We start from the raw sequence: 16,477 nt of genomic DNA, 5'->3' as shown, positions 1-16,477 counted from the left end.
CTCCGGAGAATCGATCGCATGAATCAATACCTGCAAGCGCTCGGCCGTATCGATTGGGAGCAGTGGAGCGCACCCGTTTTGTCGGGGCTGCGCATCTTGCTGATCGTGGCTGCGGCCTGGATGGCGATCCTCGTGCTGCAACGGGTCGTCGGCGCCGTTCGCCTTCGGGTGGAGGCCCGGCTCGACGCGGCCGATGGCCCTCAGCGCGCCGAGACCCTCGGGCGCGTGGTCCGCTACCTGATTGCACTGACAGTGAGCGTGGTGGCGGTCATGCTGGTGCTGGCCGAACTCGGCATATCGCTGGCGCCGATCCTTGGCGCTGCCGGTGTCGTCGGGCTTGCCGTCGGCTTCGGCGCGCAGAGCCTCGTCAAGGACTATTTCACGGGCTTTTTCATCCTGTTCGAGGACCAGATCCGCACGGGCGACTTCGTGACCATCGCCGATCTCAGCGGCATCGTCGAAGACATCACGCTGCGCCATGTCCGGCTGCGCGACTACGAAGGCAACGTTCACTTCGTGCCCAACAGCCTCGTGACGACGGTGACCAACATGTCGCGCTCTTTCGCGCAGGCCGTGGTCGAAGTCGGCGTCTCTTCCCGCGAGAACATCGACCACGTCATGTCCCTGATGGAGGACGTCGCCACCATGCTGCAGACCGATCCTGCCTATGCGGCAAGAATCCTGGAGAACCTGGAAATGGCAGGCGTCGAGCGTTTCGAGAACGGCGCCGTCGTGCTGCGCTGCCGTTTCAAGGTGATGCCCTTGCAGCAATGGAGCGTTCGCCGCGAATACCTGCGTCGCCTCAAGATCGCTTTCGATCATTCAGGCATCGAACTGCACCTTCCGCGCATGGCGCTGTACGGCCCGCTCGTCTCCAAGTCCGCGCCAGCAACCTGAGGCGAGCGCTGGCGCTACAGTTGCCGCCATGCGAAGGCACTTCACCAAGATGACCGGCTGGCAGCGTCTGCTGTCCGGCGCTTTCCTCGGCTTGGTCGTGAGCCTGGCGCTTCCCCTTCTTCATTGGCCGCTCGACGATGCCACCCGCGGGCTGGTGGGTTGGTGCGTCGCGGCAGTCGCGTACTTGCTGCCCGCATGGTGGCTGGCAGAGACTTCGACTGCAGAGGGAACGCGCATGCGCTCCCAGCAACTCGATCAGCCGCAAGCGTGGATCCTGCTGATCATGCTGGTGGCGGTCGGTGTCGCGGTCGGAGTGATCGCGATGTTGCTGCAGCAGGTGCCGCAGCTGTGCGGCGGACACCGCGTCGGCCACATCGCCCTGGGGCTGGCGGGCCTCGCGTGTTCATGGCTGGTGATTCATACCATCTATGCCTTTCACTACGCGCATCGCTACTACCAGCGCGAGCAGAAAGAGAGCGCCAAGGGCCCCAATGCCGAGCATCCCGGCCTGAAGTTCCCGGGCAAGTCCGAGCCGGACTACTTCGACTTCCTCTACTATTCCTTCGTGGTCGGCATGACATCGCAGGTGTCCGACGTGCAGGTCACATCGCGAGAGATGCGGCGCATCACGCTCGTGCACGGGGTCCTTGCCTTCACCTTCAACATGCTGGTGCTGGCCCTGTCCATCAACGTGGTGGCTGCGTCGATGCAGTCGCCGCCTTCGCCGCCGTCAGCGCCTTCAGGCACCCTGGCGCCCGGTGCGACCCAGTCTGACCAGCCCTGTCGATAGCGCGACACCACAGACGATCACCACCGCGCAGATCAGCATCCATTGCGTGATCTCTTCGCCCAGGAAGACGGCGCCATAGAAGAGGGCGAACACCGGCACGAGGAAGGTCACCGTCAGCGCGCGCGCCGGTCCCGCGTTCTCGATCAGCCTGAAGAACAGGATGTAGGCGAGGCCGGTACAAGCAGTGCCGACGGCAACGAGCGCGAGCCACGCATGCATGCTCGGCATCTGGGCGGGCCAGAGCCAGACGGCCGGCACCATGAGCGCCAGCGTGGCGCCGATCTGGCTGCCGGTCGCGGTTGCCAATGCAGGCACGCCGACCAGGTATTTGCGGGTCATGCTCGCCGAAACCGCATAGCAGACGCAGGCCGCAAGACACGCTGCAATCGCCCAGCGCGCGGCGCCTTCGTCCGCGCCTGAATGAAATCCCGCGCCACGCCCGGCCAACATCGCGACTCCGGCAAAGCCGATCACCAGCCCAAGGATGCGCGAGCGGTCGGGCCGATCGCCGAACCATGCCCATGCGACGAGCGCCCCGAACATCGGCACGGTGGCGTTGATCACCGCCGCCAGGCCGCTGTTGAGGGTCAGCAGCGCAAATGCGAAGAATGCGAACGGCATGCCTGAATTGAGTACGCCGACGCCGAGCGCCGGCTTCCAGTACTGCCTGAACGCCGACCATTGCCCCCGCATCCACAGCAAGGGCAGCAGGAAGATGGTCGCGATCGCCACGCGCACTGCCGCAGTCGGCAGCGCCCCGAATTCGGCCGCGCCAATACGCATGAAAAGAAACGATGCGCCCCAGAGCATGCCCAGCAGCAACAGGTCGACGAGCCATCGAAGGTTGGCTGGCTTGGGTTTCACGATCGACGCCGCAGGATTCGCGATGGCTGGAGCGGCCACTGTGCATTCGGCTTCGCTCATCATGGACACACCTCAGTCAGCGCGGCGCCCAGCACGCCTTCCAGTTCGAGCAGCGCGGTCTTGCGATCGAGGCCGCCTGCGTACCCGGTGAGCGAACCGTCCGAGCCGAGAACCCGGTGGCAGGGCACGATGACGCTGATCGGGTTGCGACCGACCGCCGCGCCCACGGCACGCACGGCAGCGGGCTTGCCGACACCGGCACTGATCGCGCCGTAGCTGGTGGTTCCTCCTGCTGGAATTGCGAGCAGCGCCTGCCAGACCGACTGCTGAAAGGGCGTGCCGTGCGACAGATCGAGCGGCAGATCGAAATGCTGGCGCCGGCCATCGAAATACTCTTCGAGTTGTGCGGCCGCCTGGCGAAGGACCGGATGCTCCGACGCTGCCTGCCATCCGGTCATGTCAGGCGAGTGGCGCTGGCGCTCGAACCAGACGCCGGCGAGGCCCTTGTCCGTCGCAGCCAGGATGATGCGCCCGAGCTTGCTGTCGAGATGGGCGGTGTAGATCGTTGAAGTCTTGAATTTCATGGGGATCATCAGACGGTGGCGGGGACGACCGCCGCGGCGTCGACGGGCGGAGCGGACGGGGGGCTGTGCCACGCGCGCAGCACGGCATAGCCACGCCAGGGCCGCCATGCTACAGAGGCTTCCGCCGCAGCGCGTGCCGTGGTGACGCCGAGCGCCTTTTGCAGCGCGACATCCCCCGCGGGAAAGGCATCGGGCCAGCGCAGGGCGCGCATTGCGATGTATTGCGCGGTCCAGTCGCCAATGCCGGGCAAAGCCTGCAACGCGGCGATGGTCGCGGGCACATCGGCGCCGGCATGCAGCGCGAGTCGGCCCTCCATCAATTCGCGCGCGACTGCGAGCAGTGCCGCCTGGCGCTGCCGCACGATGCCGAGTTGGCCGAGCGCGTCACCGCTTGCGCCGGCGATGGCCGCGGGCGTCGGAAAGAGTCGGTCCAGCCCTTCGATGGGCGTGACGATCGGTTCGCCGAAGGCTTGCACCAGCCGCGAGCCCAGCGTGCGTGCAGCCGCGACCGTGACCTGCTGGCCGAGCACCGCCCGCACGGCAATCTCGAAGCCATCGACCGTGCCCGGCACGCGCAGGCCATCGCCGTGCGGAAAGCTGGCGTGCAGTGCGCTGTTGATGGCGATGGGTTCGGCATCGAGATCGAGCATGGCGCGCACGCGGCTGATCACGATGGGCAGCACCGACGCCAGCGAGTCGCTGACGCGCAGCAGCACCTGTTCGCGCTGCGGGTCGAAGCGAAGCTGCAAGCATCCTTGCGAAGTGCGGCCGTTGTTGGAGATGCGTAGCGTGCGCGCGAACTGCCTGGTGCCGTTGATGTCCGACAGCAGCTCGACGCCGCCCAGCGCGCGGCGCGCGAAGAAATCCAGCATCGCGACGCTGTCGTAAGGCGGTCGAAACCCCAGCTTGACATCGACACCTTCCCGCTCCTTTCCACCAGCCGAGGCGCCGGCGCGGCGCAGTGCGCTGGGGTTCAGGCCGTAGTGGGTCAGAAAAGCCGCGTTGAATCGCCGCACGCTCGCGAATCCGCTGGCAAGGGCAACCTGCGTCATTGGCAACTGCGTGTCGGCGATCAATTGCTTTGCGGCCAGCAAGCGCCGTGTCTGCAAATACTGCAGAGGCGACACGCCGAACTGCGCTTCAAAGATGCGCCTCAGATGGCGATCGCTGACGCCCAGACGCGCGGCGATGCGTGCCGCACCCGGGCCGTCGTCGGCCCAGGCGTCGGGCTCGTCGATCAAGCGCGCCGCCTGCAGCGCGAGGATGCGCGATGCGTCCTCGGTCGACCAGCTCGCGGCGCGGGGCGCGAGTTCCGGCCGGCAGCGCAGGCAGGGCCGGAACCCCGCGGCCTCGGCCTGCGCGGCATGGCGAAAGAAGCAGCAGTTCTCGCGCCGGGGCACCTTCACGCGGCAGACCGGCCGGCAATAGACGCCGGTGGAGGTCACGCCCGTGAAGAAGGACCCGTCAAAGCGTGCATCGTGCGCCTTCATGGCCAAATAGCACGCGTCGCTCTCGAGTCCGGCTGTGGAGGCGGGGATGGATGGCATGCAAGGATGATACGTTTGCGCCGAGCCAAGAGTAGCCATTTCCGGACATCTGGCTCCAAAAGGCCATGCCTACAATCGTCTTCATTTTCTGAACTCCAGGGGTTGCTTAATGCAGATCAGCGCTTCGATCTTCAAGGCCTACGACATCCGCGGCGTGGTTCCCTCCACGCTCGACGCGCAAGTCGCCGAGGCGCTCGGCAAGGCCTTCGGCAGCGCTGCGCGCGCGGCCGGCGAGAAGGCGGTGGCGGTCGGACGCGACGGGCGCCTCTCGGGCCCTTCGCTGTCTGAGGCGCTGATCAGGGGCCTGGTCGCCACCGGCGTGGAGGTGATCGACGTCGGCGCCGTCACGACCCCGATGCTCTACTTTGCAGCCCATACGCTGTGCACCAGCGGCATCCAGGTCACGGGAAGCCACAACCCGAAGGACTACAACGGCTTCAAGATGGTGCTGGCGGGTCGCGCGATCTACGGCGACGAAATCCAGGGCCTTCGCAAGGTCATGGAAGCCGACAGCGCAAAGCTGGCCCCCGGCGGAAGCGTGCGCAAGGTCGACGTGACCGAGGCGTACACCACGCGCATCACCAGCGACATCAAGCTTGCGCGGCCGCTCAAGATCGTGGTCGACTCGGGCAATGGCATCGCGGGCGCGACCGCTCCGGCGATCCTGCGGGCCATCGGCTGCGAAGTGACCGAACTCTTCAGCGAAGTCGACGGCAACTTCCCCAATCACCATCCCGATCCCAGCAAGCCCGAGAACCTCAAGGATCTCATCGCCGCGCTGAAGTCCGGCGATGCCGAACTGGGGCTGGCCTTCGACGGCGACGGCGACCGCCTGGGTATCGTCACCAAGGACGGCAACAACATCTTTCCCGATCGGCAGATGGCGTTGTTTGCGCAGGACGTGCTGTCGCGCGTGCCGGGCGGGACCATCGTGTATGACGTCAAGTGCTCGCAGCGCCTTGGGCCTGCCATCGAGGCCGCGGGCGGCAAGCCGATGATTTTCAAGACAGGCCATTCGCTCATCAAGGCCAGGATGAAGGAGATCGACTCGCCGCTGGGCGGCGAAATGAGCGGCCACATCTTCTTCAAGGAACGCTGGTTCGGTTTCGATGACGGCACGTATGCCGGCTGCCGCTTGCTGGAGATCCTGAGCAAGAGCCCGGACGCGAGCGATGTGCTCAACGCCTTGCCGACCAGCTTCTCGACGCCCGAGCTCAATGTGAAATGCGCCGAAGGCGAGCCGCATTCCGTGGTCGATCAACTCGTCGCAAAGGCAAAGTTCGCGGCGCCTGCCAAGGTGTCGACCATCGATGGCTTGCGCGTCGATTGGCCTGATGGCTTCGGACTCATTCGTGCCTCCAACACGACGCCGGTGCTCGTGTTGCGCTTCGAAGGCCAGACCGATTCAGCGCTGAAGCGCATCGAGGAAGAAATGCTCACGCTGCTCAAGAGCGTCAAGCCGGACGCGTCGCTCGCCGAAGCCGCCCACTGAAGCCGAGAAGCGTGCGTTCCTTGCTGTTGCGCTTCTACGGCGCCGTCACAACGCTGGCCAAGCCGCTGGTGCGCCGCAAGCTTCGGCGGCGCGCGGCTGCCGAGCCGGGCTACGCGCTGGCCGTCGAAGAGCGCTTCGGCCACTACGACGAAGCGGCCAAGGGGACGGGCTGGTGCTGGATCCATGCCGTGTCCCTCGGCGAGGCGCGCGCTGCGGCCATCCTCATCGAAGAACTCCGCCGCCAGTTGCCCGGTATTCCGATCCTGCTGACCAACGGCACCGCGACCGGTCGGGAGGAAGGGGCCAAATTGCTCGAACCGGGCGATCTGCAGGTGTGGCAACCGTGGGACGCCCCGGAGCCGGTGGCGCGTTTTCTCGATCGCTTCCGTCCGCGCATCGGCGTGCTGATGGAAACCGAAGTGTGGCCCGAGATGACCGCAGCCTGCGCCGAGCGCGGGATTCCGCTGGTGCTCGCCAACGCGCGCCTGAACGAGAAGTCGCTTGCCGGGGCCGAACGCCTGGGCTGGCTTGCACGGCCCGCGTATTCATCTCTCGCAGCAGTGTGGGCGCAGACCGAGGCCGATTCGCACCGGCTGGTGTCGCTGGGCGCGAAAGTCGCTGGCGTGTTTGGCAATCTCAAGTTCGACGCCACGCCTGACGCCCGGCAACTCGCGGCGGCGGCCAAGCTGCGCACCCAGCTTCCGCGGCCGGTGATCATCTTCGCAAGTTCGCGCGACGGCGAGGAGCAGCAGTTGCTCGACGTGCTCAAGCGCTTCGGTGCCCTGGCGCCGGTGCCTCCCGCGCAAGATGCGGTGCAGTCGATTGCCAAGCGCGTACACGATGTGCAGTGGATGATCGTGCCGCGCCATCCACAGCGCTTCGACGAAGTGGCCTCTCTCATCGAATCGAACGGATTCGCCGTAGCGCGACGCAGCGCCGCCGGTGCGCCAACCGAAGCCGAAATCTGGCTCGGCGATTCGCTGGGCGAGATGGCGCTTTACTACGGCTTGGCTGACGTCGCCCTGTTGGGCGGCAGCTTCGAGCCGCTCGGTGGGCAGAACCTCATTGAAGCCGCAGCCTGCGGATGCCCCGTCATCATGGGCCCATCGACCTTCAACTTCGCCGAAGCGGCGGAACTCTCTCTGGCCGCCGGTGCTTCGGCACGCGTGGCCGACATGGAGCAGGCGGTGAGGGCTGCGCTCAAGCTGGTCGAAAAACCCGAACGGCGCGAAGCGATGGCCCAGGCGGCGTTCGCCTTTGCTTCATCAAATCGCGGCGCGGCAGAACGTACCGCCGCTGCATTGCTTGAGATCGCCGAGCGGGCGTCGCCCACCGAGCCCGAAGAGCGGGCCGAGCCTCACCTGGAGTGACTGCGGCGCTGGAGATCTACCAGGCGTACTTCATGCCGGCGCGCACGGTCCAGGCCTGATAGGGCTGGGTCGACTGGTTGTTCCATTGCCACCCGAGGTCTCCCCAGGCGCCCAAACCCTGCTTGAAGTCGACGTTGACGCCGGCCTTCAACTCGTAGCGGTTGCTCGGATAGAGGTCGCGCGTCGGCGGCTGGGTGATCAGCATTTCATCGCTGAGATCGTCGTGCCACCAGTTCATGGCGGCATAGGGGCGAAAGCGCCAGCCCGAGTTCTGCACCCAGTTCGGCTGCACGCGAATACCGATTCGCGATGCCCAGCCAGCGCGCTTGCTGGCCTCGATGCTGGAAAAGTCGGTGTCGAGCAGGTTGTAGTTGTTGTTGCGCAGATAGATCAGCTGCCCTTGAGGCTGCAGTGTCCAGCCGCCTGCCTCGCCGAGCGGGATGGCATAGCCGAGTTCGGCAGACGCAAGGCCCACGCGGGAACGGCCATCCGTCCCGGCCAAGGAGAGGGGCGCCACGCGGTTGTCGGATGCGCCGAACTGCCCGCGCAGGTCGGCGTACCAGCCTTGCCGAGTCCGATCGTCCTGGTACCAGGTGCCGTAGATACCCATGCTGCCGCCGGGAGAGTCTCCGAGGCGTGTCGGGTCGCTGGTGACGGTGGTGCCCAGGTGCAATCGGTCGGTTCCGCTGAAGAGCGACCATTGCGTGACATCGGCCGCGGCATCGCTGTTGAAATTGCTCGGGCGGCCGGCGGAACAAAGGGCGGCCGCGCCGAAGCCGGACGTAGGACACTGCTGCGCATAAGCACCAACGCTGCCGGCGCACAGTGCGGCAGCGACCGCTAACCGCGGTACGCGTTGCCCGGGCGACCTGCCCGCTGACAGAGGAGACGCATCACGCACGGCCGAACCCTCCTTCTGGACCCATCCGATGACCCGGAAACCGCGGGAGAACGCGGGAAGAACCGGAACACCCGTAACCTATTGTGCGTCGATTGTGAGCGTTTGGGGAGTTGCCTGCAAACGACGATTTGCGATTATTCGGTCCGGCAACTAGCGCCTTTGCGGCGCGATGACCGGCGGCGGTGGCGGCACGGCCATCCTCGGCGGTGGGGTCAGGCTCGGCGTCGGCTCGACAGGTACCGGGCTCTGCGTTGCCGCCGAAGGCTGGTCCGGTGAGGCGGCGCTGTCGACGCTCGCGCGGCCATTGGTCGCGAGTGTGTTGTTCACCGCAAGCAGGTCGTCCGCCGTCAGCGTGCCGTTTGCCTGCCGCAGCTTGAGATTGCCCACCAGCACGTTGTAGCGTGCCACCGCGAGGTCGCGCTTGGTCTGGAAGAGCTGGCTTTGCGAATTCAGCACGTCGATGTTGATCCGCACGCCGACCTGATACCCGAGCCGGTTGGCGTCAAGCGCACTCTGGCTGGAAGCCTCCGCGGCTTCGAGCGCCTTGACCTGTCCCGCGCCCGAGATGAGCCCCAGGTACGCCGAGCGCGTGCTTTGCGAGACGTTGCGTCGGGTCGATTCGAGAAACTGGCGCTGCTGCTCTTCGAGCGCAAGCGTTTCCTTGATGCGGTTTTCGGTCGCGAAGCCCGCAAAGAGCGGCAGGTTGAACACCACTCCCACGCTCGCCGCCCGCACGTTCACGCGGCCAGTGCTGGTGCTTGTGCTGGTGCCTTGCGGATTGTTCGTGGCGTTGTAGCCAAGCTGCGCGTCCAGTGTCGGCTTGTGACCGGCTTCGGCCCGCTCGACCTCGAGCTTGGCCACGTCAAGTCCGAGTTGCGCCTGCTGAATGGCGGGATGCACAGCCTCCGCTTGTGTCACCCAGGCGTTCATGTCGGCCGGCAGCACCGGTGGCAGAACCACCGGCGCGGCCAATGGCGTCGGGTTGGTTCCTGTGCGGCCGACCAGTTGGTCAAGCGCGATCTTCCTGACCTGCAGATCGTTCTCGGCCGTGATCTCCTGTGCGAGAACGAGGTCGTAGCGCGCCTGTGCCTCCCGCGAATCAGTGATGGTGGAAGTGCCGACCTCAAAGTTGCGCTTGGCCGAAGCGAACTGTTCGGCCACCGCGACTTTCTGCGCGCGGACCAGCGCCAGGCTGTCCTGCGCGGAAAGCACGTCGAAATAGGCTTGGCTCACCCGCACGACCAGATCCTGCTCAGCGATCGTGAGGGTCGCCTGTGCAATGTCGACCTGGCGCTTGCTTTGCTCGTAGAGCGCCCAGTTGGCGGGGCGGTACAGCGGCTGCGTCGCGTTGATGCCGGCAGACTGATTTGGAAAGCCGCGAGTGGCCGACAAGTTGTCGGTCGACAGCTCCTGGTGCGTGGACGAGGCATTGGCCGAAAGCCCGACCGTCGGCAAGATCCCAGCCTTGGCCTGCGCAGCCCGCGCCAAGCTCGCATCGAACTGAGCACGCGCCCCTTGGTACGTAGCGTCATAGCTGCGCGCCGAGTCATAAAGTTCAATCAGGCTCTGGCCATGAGCCGGCAGCGCGATCGCCGCTGCGAACAACGTYGCGAGCGCTGCCGAAAGAGGAAGAAGCCTGGGAACGGGCATGAAACGTCCTTGAAAGAATCAAAAGCAAATTTGCCGAGCATCGAGCGAACGCCCTCGCAGCCAAACCCAGGAACACCGCGGAACTGGCTTTGCCAGGCCGCCGGTGTTGCCCCCGGCAGGGGGTGGGCGAAGCGACACGAAGTGCGCGAAGCCTGGGGGCGAGCCATCAGTACCGTGGTACGCCAGGATCGCGTTGAGCCGACCACGCGTCGATGCCGCCAACGATGTTGGCCACTTCGTCGAATCCGTTCTGCACGAGGAATGCCGCGACGCGCTGGCTGCGTGCGCCGTGATGGCACAGGCAGGCGATGCGCTGCCCTGGATTGAGCTCGCCGACCCGCGCCGGAATCTCGTTCATCGGGATCGTCGCCAATGTGAAACCTTTCGGGTCCACGCTGGCCGTCTGCAGTTCCCACGGCTCGCGCACGTCGAGAACCACCGGCGTCGCGTTCGGGTTTCGTGCGAACCAATCGGCGAGATCGGCGGGTCGGATTTGATCGATCATGAAAGGGCGGGGATCAGAAGTTGAATCGCGAAGGCACAGGAAAGTTGAGCAGGCGGGGCGCAACCATGTCCCACGGCTGCGTGGTGTCCCACTTGCCTTCACTCACGCGGGTGACGAAGTTGGCGCGCATCATCGGCTCGTCACCGACGATCGCTCCAAGCCGGCCGCCCGGCTTGAGGGAACTCAGCAGGCCCTGCGGAATGCGCGCGACAGAGCCGCTCAGCACGATCACGTCGAAGGTCGGGCCGCTCGGCAGCGGCTTGGAGCCGTCCGCATGGCGCACCTCGACGTTCATCGCGCCATTGCGGCGCAGCGTCTCTGCGGCGGTGGCGGCGAGCTTGGGGTCGATTTCGAGCGTCAGCACCTGCGCGGCGCGTTGAGCGAGCAGTGCGGCCATGAAGCCGGAACCCGTGCCGATTTCGAGCACGGATTCGTGCTTCTGGACGTGGAGGTCTTGCAACATGCGCGCCTCGACCTTGGGCGAAAGCATGCACTGGCCGGGTTCCCTGGGAGTGCTGACGTCTTCGAGCGGGATTTCCATGTCGAAGAAGGCCAGGCCACGGTGCGCCTCGGGAACGTAGTCCTCACGACGCATCTTCGAGAGGAGGTCGAGGATCTCGAGATCGAGCACATCCCAGGGGCGGATCTGCTGTTCGATCATGTTGAAGCGCAGGCGCTCCAGAGAAGGGGTGGGATTCATGTGCTTTTCCTACGTCGGGCTCAGGACAAACCTTCAATTTTAGGCGCGGGCTCCAGGGTTGCCCCGGCGGGAGCGGCCTTCGGAGTACGGCCCCAGCGTCGGCGAGCCCAGTTCGCCAGATCGTCCATGTAGCAATAGACGACCGGCACGACGACCAGCGTCAGCAGCGACGAGGTGATGACGCCGCCGATCACCGCTTGTCCCATCGGCGCACGCTGCTCGGAGCCTTCGCTGACCGCAAAGGCCAGCGGCACCATGCCGAAGATCATCGCTAGCGTGGTCATGAGGATCGGGCGCAGGCGCACGCGAGCGGCCAGCAGCAGCGCTTCCGACCGGGGCAACCCAGGCACCGGGTTGCCGTTTTGATCGATGCCCGGCTCGCGCGAGCGGATCGCGAAGTCCACCAGCAGGATGGCGTTCTTCGTCACGAGGCCCATCAGCATCACGATGCCGATGATGGAGAACATCGACAGCGTCGAGCCGAAGATGAGCAGTGCCAGCACCACGCCGATCAGCGTCAACGGCAGCGCTGTCATGAGCGCCAGCGGCTGGAGGAAGCTCTTGAATTGGCTCGCGAGGATCATGTAGATGAAGATGATCGCCAGGGCCAGCGCCGAGACGGCATAGCCGAACGATTCCTGCATGTTCTTGGTCGATCCGCTGAACTGCCAGCCATAGCCGGGCGGGAAGGGGATTTCCGCGAGCACCTTGCGAATGTCCGCCGACACCTCGCCCGCCGAGCGGCCATCGACGTTGGCGTTGATGGCGACCTCGCGCGCCAGCGCGCGGCGGTTGATCTGGTTCGGCCCGGTCGATTCACGCACTTCGGCCACCTGCTGCAACCGCACGATGCGGCTCGACCCGTCGGCATTGGCGCCCACGGCCGTGCTGACGAACGGCAACCGCGCGAGGTCGGCCGGCGAATTGCGAACGCCGGGCGCGAGCCGCACGTTCACGTCATAGGTCTGGTCGTCCGGGGCGCGCCAATTGCCGACCGTGGTGCCCGCCACCAGCGTGCGCAACGAAGCAGCGATCGGCGCGACGCCCAGGCCGAGGTCCGATGCGGCATCGCGCCGCACCACCACGCTCACTGTCGGCTTGTTGGGCTTCTGGCTCGAATCGAGATCTACCAAGCCTGGAATGGGCCGGATCGCATCCATCACGCGTTGCGTGAGCCGTTCGAGTTCCTTGAAGTCCGTGCCTTGCAGCGAAAACTCGATGGGCTTGTTGCCGCCGACGGAATCGCGCAGCCCGACGTGCGTAACCGTGATGCCTGGCACCGAGCGCAGCCGCTCCCGCAGCACCGTCGACATCTGGTCGACGCTGCGGCTGCGCGCCTTGCGGTCCACCAGCCGCACGTAGATGCTCGCGTACATCTTGCCTTGGGCATCGCCGGTGTTGATGGTGGTGAGCGTGTAGCGCACCTCGGGCATTTCGCGCAGCACGGCCTCCACCTGCTGCGCCTTGGCCTCGGTCACTTCAAGCGACGAGCCGACGGGCGTGTAGAAGTTGATCGCCGTTTCTGAAAAGTCGGCCTTGGGCACGAATTCGGTGCCCAGAAGCGGCACCATGAAAATACTGCCGATGAAGATGCCGAGTGCCGCGAGCAGCGTCGCGAGCTTGTGCACGAGCGCCCAGCGCAGGATTCCCTGGTAGCCCTCGGCCATCCGTTCCGTCGCCGAATCGAACCATCCGGTCACACGCCCGATGGTCTTGTCGTAGAAGGTGACCGGCGCCTCGCGCTTGCCTTGCCGATCGATCGCCGGGTCGTGCCAGATGCTCGACATCATCGGATCGAGCGTGAAGCTCACGAACATCGAGATCATCACGGCGGCAACGATGGTGATCCCGAACTCGTGGAAGAACTTGCCGATGATCCCTTCCATGAAGCCGATCGGCAGGAACACCGCGACGATCGAAAGCGTGGTCGCAAGCACCGCAAGGCCGATTTCCTGCGTGCCGTCGAGCGAAGCCGCGAAGGGTGTCTTGCCCATCTGCACGTGGCGCACGATGTTCTCGCGCACCACGATGGCGTCATCGATCAGCAGCCCCACGCACAGCGACAGCGCCATCAGCGTGACCATGTTGATGGTGAAGCCGAACATCGCCATGAACCAGAAGGTGCCGATCAGCGCAATGGGCAAGGTCAGGCCGGTAATGACCGTCGAGCGCCACGAGTTCAGGAACAGGAACACGATCAGCACCGTGAGCACCGCGCCTTCGATCAGCGTGTGGCGAACGTTCTCGACCGCGACACGGATCGGCCGCGAGGCATCCGCGATGGGTTCGAGCCTGACGCCCGGCGGCAGTTGGGGCTGAATCTCGGCAATCGCCCTGGTCAGGCCATCGACCACCTGAATCGTGTTTTCGTCCTGCGCCTTTTGCACCGACAACAGCAGCGTGCGTTGGCCATTGAAGAGGGCGAGGCTGTCGATTTCCTGGGCGCCGTCGCTCACCGTCGCGACCTGCTCCACGCGAATCGGTGCACCGCCCTTGCGCATGATGATGATCTTGCCGAAGTCCTCGGGCCGCTCCATGCGCGCATCGACCTGCACCACGCGATCCTGCTCGAGCGAACGCACGGAGCCGACCGGCAACGCCTGGTTTTCGTTGCGGACCGCATCGACCACCTGCGTCGCACTGACGCCAAAGGCTTCCATCGCTTGCGGGTTGAGATAGATGTTGATCTCGCGCCGGGTGCCGCCGACGAGCGTCACAGAGCCCACGCCACGCACGTTTTCGAGACGCTTCTTCAGGACCTGATCGGCCCAGTTGGTCAACTCCACGGCGCTGGGTTGCGTGTCCTTCTTGCCGTCGGGCAGCACGGCCACCGACCAGACCGCGCGCGAGGCCGGATCGAAGCGCAGCACGCGGGGGTCCTTGACCTCGTCGCGGAACAGCGGGCGCACCGACGCGACCTTTTCTCGCACGTCGTCTGCCGCCTTGCGTCCATCGACGTACAACTGGAATTCGATGATGACGACCGACTGGCCTTCATAGCTGCGAGAGGTGAGGGCGTTGATGCCGGCGATCGAATTGACGCCTTCCTCGACCTTCTTGGTGACTTCGCTTTCGACGATTTCAGGTGATGCGCCGGGGTATTCGGTGATCACGACCACCACCGGAAAGTCGATGTTCGGAAACTGATCGACCTGCAGGCGCTGGTAAGAGAAGGCGCCGAGCACGACCAGCGCGAGCATCAGCATCGTCGCGAAGACGGGATTCTTCAGGCTGACACGGGTGAACCACATGGTGCGCCGCTCAGGGGTTGGAACGCACGACCGCGCTCGCAACCGAGCCGGCCGAGGCGACCGGCGTGAGACGCACCGCGGTGCCTTCGCGAAGCGGACCGACACTGCCCGCGATCACTGTCGCGCCATCGTCGATGCCGCGCACCGCCACCATGGTCTGTCCTTCCGCGTGGCCACGCATGCCCGTTTCGACCGTGCGATGCGCGATGCGGCCGTCGATCACGATTTGCACGTAAGGTGCGGGCTTGTCGGTGCGCACCGCGGACAAAGGCAATGCGAGTGTTTCCGTGCGGCCCACGTCGATCGTGCCTTGAGCGAAGAGCCCCTGGCGAAAGCCGGTGCTGCGGTCCAGTTGCAGATAGACGAGCACGCTGCGGCTGCCTGCCTGCGCGCTGGGGTTGACGCGCACCACGGTCGCGCCGAGGCTGCGGTCGCTGCCTTGGCGGTCGGCGCCGCCGCCTTCGATCTGAAGCACCGCACGCTGGCCCACACGAACCGCCACTGAGTCGGCGGCGGCCAGCGTGGCTTCGACTTCGATGCGGCTCAGGTCGACGACTTCGATCACCTTGGTGTCGATGGCCACGCGCTCGCCGGACTGCGCCAGCCGCTGAGCCACCTGTCCGGTGATGGGGCTCCTGAGCACCGTGTCGTCGAGCGACTTGCGGGCCACATCCACGGCGGCAAGCGCCGCGCGATGCGTGGAGAGTGCGGAATTGAGATTCGACTGCGAGGTGTCCAGCGCCGTTCGCGAGATGAAGCCCTGGTCGACCAGGGCCTTGTTGTTGTCGAAGGTGCGCTGTGCCACTTCGGCCTGGGCGCGGGCGGAATCGGCCTGTTCCTGGGCCTGACGCATGCGGGAGCGGTATTCGATCGGGTCGATGCGTGCGATGACCTGGCCTGCCTTGACGGTATCGCCTTCACGCACCGTGAGACCGATGAGTTCGCCCGCCACGCGTGCCTTGACCGCTGCCCAGTCGACCGCCTTGAGCGTGCCCGACACCGCCAGGGTTTCGGCGAGTTCGCGGCGGGTCGCCCGCACCACGTCGGCCGATGAAAGCTCCACCACGGTTGCGGCCGGCTTGGCGCTTGCCGCAACGGCTGCCTGATGCGCCTTGCGGGCGCCAATGGCGCGCACGATGCCGCCGAGCACAAGAACGAGGATGAGGGCCGCGGCGACCCACTTGATGGAACGCTTCATACGCCGGCCTTGGGCGCACGCAGGCCGTTGAGGACGATTTCGGCCTGGAGGGCCAGGTACTTCTGGGGGTCGATTTCGGATTCTCCGTCGACGCAAATGGCAGCAGAGTGCTTCCACAGCATCAGGAACATCATCGGAGCGATGACGGCATAGATGGCAAGGTCCACGTCGACCGGCGCGAACTCGCCGCTGTCGACGCCGCGCCGCACGATGCGCCGCAGCAGCGCGTGTCCGGGGCGGACCACTTCGCGCCGATAGAACTCGGCGAGCTCAGGGAAATTCCGGCCTTCGCTCAGCATGAGCTTGGCGAGGCCGGAGGCTTGGGTGGAGCCGACGCGCTCCCACCAGATGCGCATGCAATAGCGCAGCATGTCGGCCGTGGAGCCTTCGAAGGCTTCGAACTCGCGGTTCCATTCAGTGAATCGGCCGGAGAGGTTTTCGACGACGACCGCCTTGAAGAGCTCTTCCTTGCTCGGGAAGTAGAGAAAGAGCGTGCCCTTGGAGACGCCGGCCCGCGCCGCGACCTCTTCCGATCGGGTGGCGGCAAAGCCCTTTTCCACGAACAGATCGAGCGCGGCCTGGAGCAACTCGCCCGGACGGGCTTCCTTGCGGCGCTCGCGCTTGGCGCGCACCGGACAGATCTTGTCGCTGAGGAATCGGGGGGCTGGCATTGGGTTACTGACTGGCGGGTTAGTAATGTAGTGAGGCGCCCAATTTGCGTCAAGCCG

Annotated in this window: 14 protein-coding genes; 4 read left to right on the top strand and 10 right to left on the bottom strand. The window is 65.4% G+C overall.

Annotated features, from left to right (window positions below; translation table 11 throughout):
- The first annotated feature begins 18 nt into the window (after nt 1-18).
- Both AC1DSF_RS15165 and AC1DSF_RS15160 read left to right on the top strand, forming a co-directional pair.
- Complete coding sequence (locus AC1DSF_RS15165; protein ID WP_478183048.1) at nt 19-897, top strand: mechanosensitive ion channel family protein; 879 nt, start codon at nt 19-21, stop codon at nt 895-897.
- Nucleotides 898-925: 28 nt separating this feature from the next.
- Nucleotides 926-1,687, top strand: a complete 762-nt coding sequence (locus AC1DSF_RS15160) for a DUF1345 domain-containing protein (RefSeq protein WP_478183047.1) — start codon at nt 926-928, stop codon at nt 1,685-1,687.
- On the opposite strand, the gene AC1DSF_RS15155 is transcribed toward AC1DSF_RS15160, so the two are convergent.
- The 3 genes from AC1DSF_RS15155 to AC1DSF_RS15145 are packed head-to-tail and all read right to left on the bottom strand — an operon-like array spanning nt 1,637 to nt 4,682.
- Entirely contained in the window at nt 1,637-2,611 is a 975-nt protein-coding gene (locus tag AC1DSF_RS15155) for a DMT family transporter (protein WP_478183084.1), read from the bottom strand. The genes AC1DSF_RS15160 and AC1DSF_RS15155 overlap by 51 nt on opposite strands.
- Nucleotides 2,611-3,135 carry a methylated-DNA--[protein]-cysteine S-methyltransferase gene (locus tag AC1DSF_RS15150; RefSeq protein ID WP_478126998.1) on the bottom strand — a complete coding sequence of 175 codons (525 nt, stop codon included), beginning with the start codon at nt 3,133-3,135 and terminating at the stop codon, nt 2,611-2,613. The genes AC1DSF_RS15155 and AC1DSF_RS15150 overlap by 1 nt, the downstream gene beginning before the upstream one ends.
- Before the next feature lie 8 nt (nt 3,136-3,143).
- A complete protein-coding gene (locus AC1DSF_RS15145) occupies nt 3,144-4,682 on the bottom strand; it encodes a DNA-3-methyladenine glycosylase 2 family protein (protein ID WP_478145703.1) in 1,539 nt (512 codons plus the stop codon).
- 109 nt (nt 4,683-4,791) lie between these two features.
- On the opposite strand from AC1DSF_RS15145, the gene AC1DSF_RS15140 reads away from it, so the two are divergent.
- The gene (locus tag AC1DSF_RS15140) at nt 4,792-6,174 is read left to right on the top strand and encodes a phosphomannomutase/phosphoglucomutase (protein ID WP_478145702.1); all 1,383 of its coding nucleotides are present in this window, start codon (nt 4,792-4,794) and stop codon (nt 6,172-6,174) included.
- An 11-nt stretch (nt 6,175-6,185) separates the two neighbouring features.
- Complete coding sequence (locus AC1DSF_RS15135) at nt 6,186-7,544, top strand: 3-deoxy-D-manno-octulosonic acid transferase (protein ID WP_478126995.1); 1,359 nt, start codon at nt 6,186-6,188, stop codon at nt 7,542-7,544.
- 16 nt (nt 7,545-7,560) lie between these two features.
- On the opposite strand, the gene AC1DSF_RS15130 is transcribed toward AC1DSF_RS15135, so the two are convergent.
- From AC1DSF_RS15130 to AC1DSF_RS15100, 7 genes are all read right to left on the bottom strand, one after another.
- Nucleotides 7,561-8,445, bottom strand: coding sequence for an autotransporter outer membrane beta-barrel domain-containing protein (locus tag AC1DSF_RS15130; protein ID WP_478126994.1), 885 nt, complete (start codon nt 8,443-8,445; stop codon nt 7,561-7,563).
- Between the two features lie 150 nt (nt 8,446-8,595).
- The gene (locus AC1DSF_RS15125) at nt 8,596-10,095 is read right to left on the bottom strand and encodes a TolC family outer membrane protein (RefSeq protein ID WP_478145701.1); all 1,500 of its coding nucleotides are present in this window, start codon (nt 10,093-10,095) and stop codon (nt 8,596-8,598) included.
- A gap of 166 nt (nt 10,096-10,261) precedes the next feature.
- Nucleotides 10,262-10,600 carry a rhodanese-like domain-containing protein gene (locus AC1DSF_RS15120; RefSeq protein WP_478126992.1) on the bottom strand — a complete coding sequence of 113 codons (339 nt, stop codon included), beginning with the start codon at nt 10,598-10,600 and terminating at the stop codon, nt 10,262-10,264.
- A gap of 13 nt (nt 10,601-10,613) precedes the next feature.
- Nucleotides 10,614-11,300, bottom strand: a complete 687-nt coding sequence (locus AC1DSF_RS15115; protein ID WP_478183046.1) for a protein-L-isoaspartate O-methyltransferase family protein — start codon at nt 11,298-11,300, stop codon at nt 10,614-10,616.
- A gap of 20 nt (nt 11,301-11,320) precedes the next feature.
- Nucleotides 11,321-14,551, bottom strand: a complete 3,231-nt coding sequence (locus AC1DSF_RS15110; RefSeq protein ID WP_478183045.1) for an efflux RND transporter permease subunit — start codon at nt 14,549-14,551, stop codon at nt 11,321-11,323.
- A 10-nt stretch (nt 14,552-14,561) separates the two neighbouring features.
- Nucleotides 14,562-15,749, bottom strand: coding sequence for an efflux RND transporter periplasmic adaptor subunit (locus AC1DSF_RS15105; protein ID WP_478126989.1), 1,188 nt, complete (start codon nt 15,747-15,749; stop codon nt 14,562-14,564).
- Nucleotides 15,746-16,420 carry a TetR/AcrR family transcriptional regulator gene (locus tag AC1DSF_RS15100; protein WP_478126988.1) on the bottom strand — a complete coding sequence of 225 codons (675 nt, stop codon included), beginning with the start codon at nt 16,418-16,420 and terminating at the stop codon, nt 15,746-15,748. The genes AC1DSF_RS15105 and AC1DSF_RS15100 overlap by 4 nt, the downstream gene beginning before the upstream one ends.
- Nucleotides 16,421-16,477: the final 57 nt, after the last annotated feature.

The organism is Variovorax sp. 01N429 (assembly GCF_056399425.1).
This window is presented reverse-complemented; position numbering and strand designations above follow the sequence as displayed.